We start from the raw sequence: 8905 nt of genomic DNA, 5'->3' as shown, positions 1-8905 counted from the left end.
AAACTGGGACTGTGACAGTCGGGGCAGCTGATATCTATTTGTGTCTTCATAACCTCAAATATATCATCTTGCTTTGACTGTCACCCTCCTTTATTTCTTCAGCATACTTTTTGATACACCACCAAAATGTTTAATATATTTCTACTCTGAATAATTACTGATTAATAAAGGCTCGAACGAAAATGTCTGACGACAATGGCAAAGGTACGCAAGCGGAACGACTGGTACAGTTACGCCGTGACAAAGGATTTACTGCTGAGCAGCTAGCGCAAGCCATGACTGCCGCTGGTGCAAAAGTGAGTCGTGGTGCTATCTCAAACTGGGAGCGCGGTACCAATGGTATTGTCTCATCCAAGCTGCCTACACTTGCGCGTATTTTGGGCTGTAGTGAAGGATATCTGTTGCGCGGCGACCTCAACAATGAAGCTATTGATGCAGACGAGTCGACATCATCTGTAGAGCGCAGTGAACATCAAAAGATAGATACGATTTCCCACACCCAGTCAGATATTAAAATAACTGATGCTCAATCGACGACACCTTATTCCGCTAGTAAAAAATCAAAAACCAATTCGACAACCAACCCGAAAAACGGTCATGCTATGAACACCATAAAAAAATCTGATAAATTACAAAACGTTTGCTATGACATTCGTGGTCCTCTATTGCAGACTGCGAATAAGATGGAAGCAGAAGGCAAACGCATATTAAAACTAAACGTAGGCAATCCAGCACCTTTTGGTTTAGAAGCCCCGCATGAGATTTTGCGTGATGTCGCTATGAACTTATCTGAGGCAACTGGCTATTCAGACTCGCAGGGAATTTTCTCAGCGCGCAAAGCCATTTTGCAATACTACCAATCAAAGGGGTTGCTGTCGGCCGTTGACGTACGTGATGTGTATTTGGGCAATGGGGTTTCTGAGCTTATCGTCATGACCATGCAGGCGTTGATGAACGATGGTGATGAAGTCCTAATTCCGATGCCAGACTACCCGCTTTGGACTGCTGCTGCTAATCTCGCTGGCGGTACTGCTGTGCACTATCGCTGCAATGAAGAAGACAACTGGCACCCTGATATTGAAGATATTAAGTCTAAAATTACGAGCAAAACGAAAGGTATCGTGGTTATTAACCCGAATAACCCAACAGGTTCACTTTATAGTGATGAGCTATTAAAGCAAATCATCGAAGTTGCTAAAGAGCATGATTTAATCATCATGGCTGATGAAATTTACGACCGTATTCTCTATGACGATAATGTACATACGCCGATGAGCACCTTAACTGACGACGTGCTAGTACTCTCTTACAATGGCTTGTCGAAGTCACATCGTATTGCAGGTTTTCGCTCAGGTTGGATGATGGTATCAGGCCGCAAACAGCACGCAGCTGACTTTATTGAAGGCTTAGATATGCTAGCATCCATGCGCCTTTGTTCTAACGTGCAGGGACAGTATGCTATTCAAACAGCGATGGGTGGGCATCAGAGCATGCAAGACCTGACTTCTGAAAAGGGTCGCCTATATAAGCAACGTGAAATGGCAGTCTCACGTCTTAATGCTATCAAAGGTATTTCTTGTACCATGCCTCAAGGCGCGTTTTACTGTTTCCCAAAAATGGATCCAGAGGTCTATCCTATCACCGATGATATGGATTTTATGATGGACTTGCTCGTTGAAGAAAATGTATTGATGGTTCAAGGTACTGGGTTTAACTGGGATAGACCCGACCATTTCCGTCTGGTGTTCTTGCCTAACTTGCTTGACCTAGAAAATGCGATGGATAGATTGGACAGATTTTTTGCCAAAAAACGTAAGCAGTTTGGTACCGAGTAAATCGTCATATATCATTAAAAAAACGCTTATCGGCATGATGCTGATAAGCGTTTTTTATTGCGTTGAACTTAGTTATTAAAACTCAATTATGATAATTCACTGATGAAAACAGCGCATTAAAAAATGTTGCTCAATACAAGATAACTGATGGCAGACATAGTAGCCGCTGCAGGTAGCGTCACAATCCAAGCCAAACCAATCGGCTTCATAAGCTTCCAGTTAGTATCTCTGTTGACGATACCGATACCCAGTACCGCGCCTACTAGCGTATGAGTACTTGATACAGGCAGACCCATCGTCGATGCGCCCATCACAACCGCCGCCGCAGCCAGCTCAGCTGAGAAGCCTGAAGCTGGATGCATTTTCGCTAGATTGGTACCAACGGTTTGAATTACTTCTTTACCAATGAACCAAAGACCAACGATTAGTGCCACACCAAAAGTCAGCATGACAGCAGGTGGCACAGCAGCTTCCGTAGCGATACTATTAGTACGAATCACATCCATAATGGCAGCAAAAGGACCAACCGCATTGGCGATATCGTTTGAACCATGACTAAAGGCAAAAGCTGACGCGGTAAAGACTTGCATCCAGCTAAACATAATGAACGTCGCTTTGGTCAAATCTTCTTTGTGCTTACCGCGGATACTCTTGGTATAGATATAGGTCGCTAACCATACTAGCGCCGCTATCATACCCATAATCAAGAAGCCCTGTAGTGTGGTCAGGCCGCTATTAACATTTTTAAGACCTTTAAAGACGACTAGAGAAGTCATCACCGCACCACCTGCGGCAGCAATGATAGGTACCCATTGCTTAAGTGCTTTTAGAGTATCAAGGCTACTGCGCTCATTCTCAATATCATAAAGCTTTTTGTAGTAATCAGTTTCTAAATCTTCAACGATACAATCATCATCTTTATAGATTTCCTGATCGCGTAACATCGCTGACGTATAGGCCAATTGCTCAGACTCTGTCAAACCATCCAAAAACTCTTTATGATTTTGCTTTAAGACTTTTTTATTGCCTTTTAGCGTCGCAATATAGGCTTCGGTTTTATCATTATATTCAATGATATTTTTCTTGATTTGTCCATATAAAAGATAAGACAACACGCCACCTAGTAGCGGTGACAGCACCCAAGAAATAGCGATAGTTCCAACCGTTCCCCAGTCTACCGTTGATAGTGCCATGTCCGTACCACCTAACGTGATACCTAAAACAATGGAGCTACCAATCACACCGCCAATAATGGAGTGCGTGGTCGAAACAGGCAGACCTTTTTTGGTCGCAAATAACAGCCAAAATGCTGCTGCAACCAATGCGGAGAGCATGACATAAATGAACTGATTGGGCGTCACTGATAGACCATCCAGATCGACGATACCGCTTCGAATCGTATCAGTCACCTCCCCGCCTGCAAGGACTGCCCCCGATACTTCAAATATCGCGGCAATACCCAATGCTTGCGGGATAGTCAACGTCCCTGCACCCACCGAAGTACCAAAGGAGTTGGCGACATCGTTACCACCGATATTGAATGCCATAAAGACACCAAAAGCGGTCGCCACGATGAATAGCGTCGTTTGCTGACGCATGGTGTAATCTAAACCCCACCACAAAAAGTAGGAAGTCATCGCAATCAGTAAAATGGCAAAAAATAGATTGATTCTCATAGAGCCAACTGGCTTGACTGACTCTGTAGAACTGCTGCTAATACCCATACGTTAGTACGTCCTGCGTAAGCTGATTAAAATTATATGAGGTTGATAATATTGCGCTGCTACTCACAGTGCTTATTGCAGCATCTAATGAAGTAGCATATATAAAATATACAACATGCGATTAGAAGGTCTTAAACTGACTAGAGCGAAAGTAAATAATATATCCTTCAACATGTCACAAAGCCGCAAGTGATATTGCCAAATCGTCTGATTACAGCATCTTGCGGCTTATATATTTCTTAGCGATATTTGTGGTACTACTAACAGCTATTGTAACAATTTTTGTCGTAATTATTAAGTTATCTATGCTAAATAACTAAAACACGTTGATTGCTAAATTAAAACTATTATTTAGCAGAAGCTGTTTTGCGCTCTATTATATTAAATATGAGCACATAATGCATGATGATATTGCGAGATTTGTAACTGCTAGTGTATACGGACAAGACCACACTCTGTAAAAGACAGGATAACTCGAATATGTTTCGAGCCATCCTACTTAGGAAATACTTGAAAAATACAGCTATATAAACCTATAAGAGCCCTTAAACTTTAGGCATTTCTAACAACTACTTGCTTTTGGTGATTGCCGACAACTGCTCAACAGCATGATCTAACACATCTAAACGCGCTTGACGTTTTTCATTGGTCGCAATAACACACCATGGCGCTGTCGTTGTATCCGTGCGTGCCAACATATCTGCTGCAGACTGCACATAGTCTGACCATTTATCACGGTTACGCCAGTCATCATCTGTCAGTTTAAATTGCTTATGCGGTGTTTCTTGACGATCTTCAAACCGTTTAAGCTGCTCTTTTTTATCAATCGCTAACCAATATTTGATAACCAACGTTCCTGCTGCTGCCAAATCTGCCTCGAAACGATTAATTTCATCATATGCTCGTTGCCATTCATTAGGAGACGCAAATCCTTCGATACGTTCAACCAACACGCGCCCATACCAAGTACGATCGAAAATAGCGATACGGCTAATACGATTGGTTTGCTCGTCAGGCAATCTCGTCCAGAATCGCCACAAGTAAGGATGCTGAGTCTCATACAGCATCGGCGCGCCAATATTATAGATTTGATACTCGCGGGGATCTAGCGGTGCGACCAACCTTTTGATCGCACCGCCCTTTCCCGCAGCGTCCATCCCTTCAAAGGCAAACACAACATGCCGACCTTGGCGTGCGCGTAACAATTCAGCGAGCCTTGCTTGCTTCTCCGCCAACGCCTCACGATAGTCGGACTTACTGATTTTTTTATCTTTAATAGACGTCAGTTGCTTAGGTATCGGTGCAGGTTCAAACTGTTTTTGTTTAGTATCTGAGTTAAGTTTCAGTGTCTTGGACTGGGAATCGTTTTCTGACGTTTCCTTGTCATTGTCGTTGCCATTATCATTGGTATCTGTCTGACTACTCGCCAGCGCGGTTTGCATAGCGTGTAGCACCAAGTGACAAAAGTTATCAGCGGCCTCTAACTTATCATCACCATCAATGATGACCCAATCATCCTGTTGACGCAGCAAGGTCGCAGCCACCTCATTAAACTTCTCGATGACTTGCTTGTTGTTCCAGTCAATTTGATACAAAAACTGCGGATCTGCTTCATCATCCTTTAAGCGACTGTGCAACGTTTCGATATCAACATGAAACCAACATTTTAATAATTTGGTTTGATTGGCAATGAGATCGTTTTCAAATGCTTTTAGCGTGTCTAACTGCTGCTGTAGATAGTCTTGCCACTGAGCAATAGGAAGCGAATTTTTATCTGTTTGACCTTTATCATTTGATAATGCTTCAAGGTTCTCACTATCTGATGTCGCCAGTCGCATGACGTTGTATAATAAATCAGCATACCAATTGCCGAAATATACCATGACGTCACCATGACGCGGCATGGCGCTAGTATGTGCTTGCCAAATAGGTTGATAGTTCAATGGCGAATGACCAATAGTGGCCTCAACTTTAAGCAGCCTTGGATCTACCCATTGCCGTAACTGCTTAACGGCTGTACCTTTACCTGCCTGCTCCATCCCATTAACTAGTACTAACAGACCTGTTGGCTTATTGAGGGTCGGCGGCGTTTGCTGGCGAGTAGCTTTTAAAGCATACTGAGCCGTCACCAATGCCAGTCTAAGCGAATCCTCATCCAGTGAAAACTGACTTAAAGGATTGGGCTTTAGACGCTGCTCCACAACTTGCTCACTAAATTGTGTACTTACCGCTTGTGGTGCTTGTGGTGCTTTTGGTTCAGTAGTATTATTTTTTTTAGACATGATTACACTCGCTATTATCGTTATTGGGCTGCTTTACCGTTAAGTGACTTATGGAATAGATATTAATAGGACAACTCTTAATATCCCTATCTCATCGCTCATTTTTATCTCATTTAATCATAGCACTGCGCCAATCGAGTAAATAATATTGCTGTGTAACAGATTGGTATTTGTATTCTTAATTATTTTCTTTTAAGGTGAACACAATTTTGGGTATAGGATAGAATAGTTGTTGAAAAGCTCATAAACCTGAATGACAACACTTAAAAAAACCATACTCAAATTTGATCACCCTATTTACTTCTACAGGATTCACTACCATGACCGCTTTAGCCGACTTGCAACAGCATTTGACACGTTTTTGGGCTCTGCCTCACCATGAAAACGTTGTATTGAGAGCCAAGCTCAACGAAGTACAAACATGGCAACAAGTACGTATCCGTCACACCCATCGTGCACTATTTGAACAACCCAAAAACCAGCTAATGGCAGATTATTTTTTAACGAAGCTATATGGTGGTGATGAGTTCGAGATACTAGCAAAACAACTAGCACGTATCCTTCCAAAAGCCAAAAAGCTAGAACGCCTTGCCAAAGAGTCTGCATTAGAGGCTGGTAGCATGGGGATTCAAGCAGCAATTTTGGCCATTGAGCTAGATCTACATTTGGCTGAATGGCTACTCGATCAAAATTTACCAGTGGACGCAGACAATATGCTAGCTGCCTACCGTGCGGTTAATGAGGAAGCTGAACGCCGAGTACAGATTGCCAACCTAAAAGACGTTTGTTACCGCACTGATAAACACTTAAATACCTTTATGCTCAAAAAAGCCTTTGCATTGGCAAAAGGTGCTGCTTATCGCAGCAATTACCAGCCACTTTATGATTTTATCGACGCAGGCTTCAAAGCTATGAAACCTTTAAGTAGCGTAAGCAGTTTTATTGAACCATTTTGTGAACGTGAACTGCTAATTGTTGATGAAGTACATAATGGCGGTAAGCCAGTAGGGTTTGGTGTATCATAGAATTAATACGCTAAATAGCTAATAATTATTGGCATATCTCAGGCTGTACATAGCCTAATAAAAACAAACCTTAGGATAATGTAATGACCGACACTTCAAGTAATAACAACGCTCATTTGCAAGACAAACTGGTAAAAGACAGTATTGCTCATAATCAGCAGATTAGCGCGCAGATATTACGTAATCAAACAACCAATGTCGTGCCGAGCAAGAATAATAGCGTTGCTAGTGATGACAATAGCGATTTTACTAAAGTTCAAGATTTACCAACTGGGACGCCGCAAGGCCAACAAACCACTATGCCAAACAACGACAAAACGACTCGCACAAATACTTCAGAGCAAACAATAAAACAAACCCTGTTCAATCAGCGTGATGATATCAATAATCCGCACACGCCTGAAACAGACGGCAACGAACAGACGCATTTTGGCTATAAAACCGTCAATAAAGCAGAAAAACAAGCACGTGTGGCTGACGTATTCACTTCTGTTGCCAAAAAATACGACATCATGAATGATTTGATGTCATTTGGTATTCATCGTCTATGGAAGCGCTATGCGATTAGTCTATCAGGCGTGCGTGCTGGTCAGCATGTCCTTGATATCGCTGGTGGTACAGGCGATTTGGCAAAAGTATTTAGCCGTGAAGTTGGTAGAAATGGCCACGTGGTACTATCTGATATCAATGCTGCGATGCTAGAAGTCGGCCGTGAGCGCCTAATCAATGCAGGCTGTAATAACGTCGATTTTGTATTAGCTAACGCTGAAACGTTAGCCCCTTTTGATGACGAAAGCTTTGATTTAATAACCATTAGCTTTGGTCTGCGTAATGTTACTGACAAAGATGCCGCTCTAAAATCTATGTATCGTGTCCTGAAGCCAGGTGGGCGTCTATTGATTTTGGAATTCTCAAAGCCAATATTTGAGCCGCTATCTAAAGCCTATGATTTGTATTCATTTACCGCATTGCCAGTGATGGGTAAGCTGATTGCAAACGATTCTGAAAGTTACCAATATTTGGCCGAATCGATTCGTATGCACCCTGATCAGCAGACACTTAAACAAATGATGCAACAAGCTGGGTTTGAGAGCTGTGATTATCATAACTTGACTGCTGGTATCGTGGCTGTCCATCGTGGCTTTAAAGCGTAACGATAAAGCACGATTAGCAAGACCATACTGAACCTAATACGAACTCATATGCGCTGATGCAGAAAATGCAAAGGCGCTCATTCAACGATGTGAGAGCCTTATGCTAACTGTACTTCTATTAGCTGGTGCCGAAAAGCTAATTAACATTGCCATTGCTAGTGATGAGATTACCAAAGCAGGTTTAGCGCCACTTGCAGGTAAAGTGTTGCGCCTTAATATGGAATTGCCTGAGCTCCATTTAGACATATTGTTCACTCAAGAGCGTTTACGCTTTGAGCCAGTCACGACGGAGAGCGTGTTTGAGCCAAGCGGTCAGATGAATGAGCGCCAAAAAGCCAGCATGGAGCGCGCACGTTTTGGTCATAGTCGTCCAGACTGTACCATCACCGTAGACAATGCCGCTCAATTGCTCAATCTGATGCGCGGCGCTGAAGGCAACTTACCAATCACTGGTGATTACAAGGTGCTAATGCAGCTCAAACAACTGGTTGCAGGATTTGATCCTGACGTGGCTGGACAGCTTGAGCCATTTATCGGTAAACCAATAGCTAGTCAGTTACACCTCCTTATCTCTCAGCTCAAAGGTAGTTGGCGTCATAGTGCCAAACGTACTTTTGACGACGTTAGTGATTGGGCCAATGAGGTAGCTGGCAATAGCACACCTGACCCTATTGAGGCAGCTGAAGTAAATGATCTTAAACAGCAGCTGTTAAAATTGCGTGCTGATGTCGAACGTGAAGAAGTCAAACTTGCTGCTATTAAAGAAGAGCAAGCGCGCTTTCTGAATAACTCGTTTCATCAATAGCCAATTGCATCAGTCATAAATGAACGCTATTACCCATAAGTAAACGCTATTACCAATGGCACTATTTATGATTAAGCGCC

Annotated in this window: 6 protein-coding genes; 4 read left to right on the top strand and 2 right to left on the bottom strand. The window is 42.7% G+C overall.

Annotation, left to right across the window (positions count from 1 at the left end; translation table 11 throughout):
- Window positions 1-275: 275 nt before the first annotated feature.
- The gene (locus tag JMX07_RS12425) at window positions 276-1835 is read left to right on the top strand and encodes an aminotransferase class I/II-fold pyridoxal phosphate-dependent enzyme (protein ID WP_413786685.1); all 1560 of its coding nucleotides are present in this window, start codon (window positions 276-278) and stop codon (window positions 1833-1835) included.
- A gap of 116 nt (window positions 1836-1951) precedes the next feature.
- On the opposite strand, the gene JMX07_RS12420 is transcribed toward JMX07_RS12425, so the two are convergent.
- Together JMX07_RS12420 and JMX07_RS12415 are read right to left on the bottom strand one after the other, a co-directional pair.
- On the bottom strand, window positions 1952-3559 hold the full coding sequence (locus JMX07_RS12420; RefSeq protein WP_101206393.1) for an inorganic phosphate transporter: 1608 nt from the start codon (window positions 3557-3559) through the stop codon (window positions 1952-1954).
- A gap of 569 nt (window positions 3560-4128) precedes the next feature.
- A complete protein-coding gene (locus JMX07_RS12415) occupies window positions 4129-5841 on the bottom strand; it encodes an ATPase (protein WP_201608247.1) in 1713 nt (570 codons plus the stop codon).
- 320 nt (window positions 5842-6161) lie between these two features.
- Here JMX07_RS12415 and JMX07_RS12410 point away from each other — a divergent pair, with 320 nt between their 5' ends.
- The 3 genes from JMX07_RS12410 to JMX07_RS12400 all read left to right on the top strand — a co-directional run bounded on the left by JMX07_RS12410 (window position 6162) and on the right by JMX07_RS12400 (window position 8825).
- Window positions 6162-6866, top strand: coding sequence for an FFLEELY motif protein (locus tag JMX07_RS12410; protein ID WP_201608246.1), 705 nt, complete (start codon window positions 6162-6164; stop codon window positions 6864-6866).
- Window positions 6867-6949: 83 nt separating this feature from the next.
- On the top strand, window positions 6950-8020 hold the full coding sequence (gene ubiE / locus JMX07_RS12405; RefSeq protein ID WP_227684834.1) for a bifunctional demethylmenaquinone methyltransferase/2-methoxy-6-polyprenyl-1,4-benzoquinol methylase UbiE: 1071 nt from the start codon (window positions 6950-6952) through the stop codon (window positions 8018-8020).
- A gap of 100 nt (window positions 8021-8120) precedes the next feature.
- Complete coding sequence (locus JMX07_RS12400; RefSeq protein ID WP_201608245.1) at window positions 8121-8825, top strand: SCP2 domain-containing protein; 705 nt, start codon at window positions 8121-8123, stop codon at window positions 8823-8825.
- The last annotated feature ends 80 nt before the right edge of the window (window positions 8826-8905 follow it).

It is taken from the genome of Psychrobacter immobilis (assembly GCF_904846235.1).
GTDB lineage: Bacteria > Pseudomonadota > Gammaproteobacteria > Pseudomonadales > Moraxellaceae > Psychrobacter > Psychrobacter immobilis_C.
This window is presented reverse-complemented; position numbering and strand designations above follow the sequence as displayed.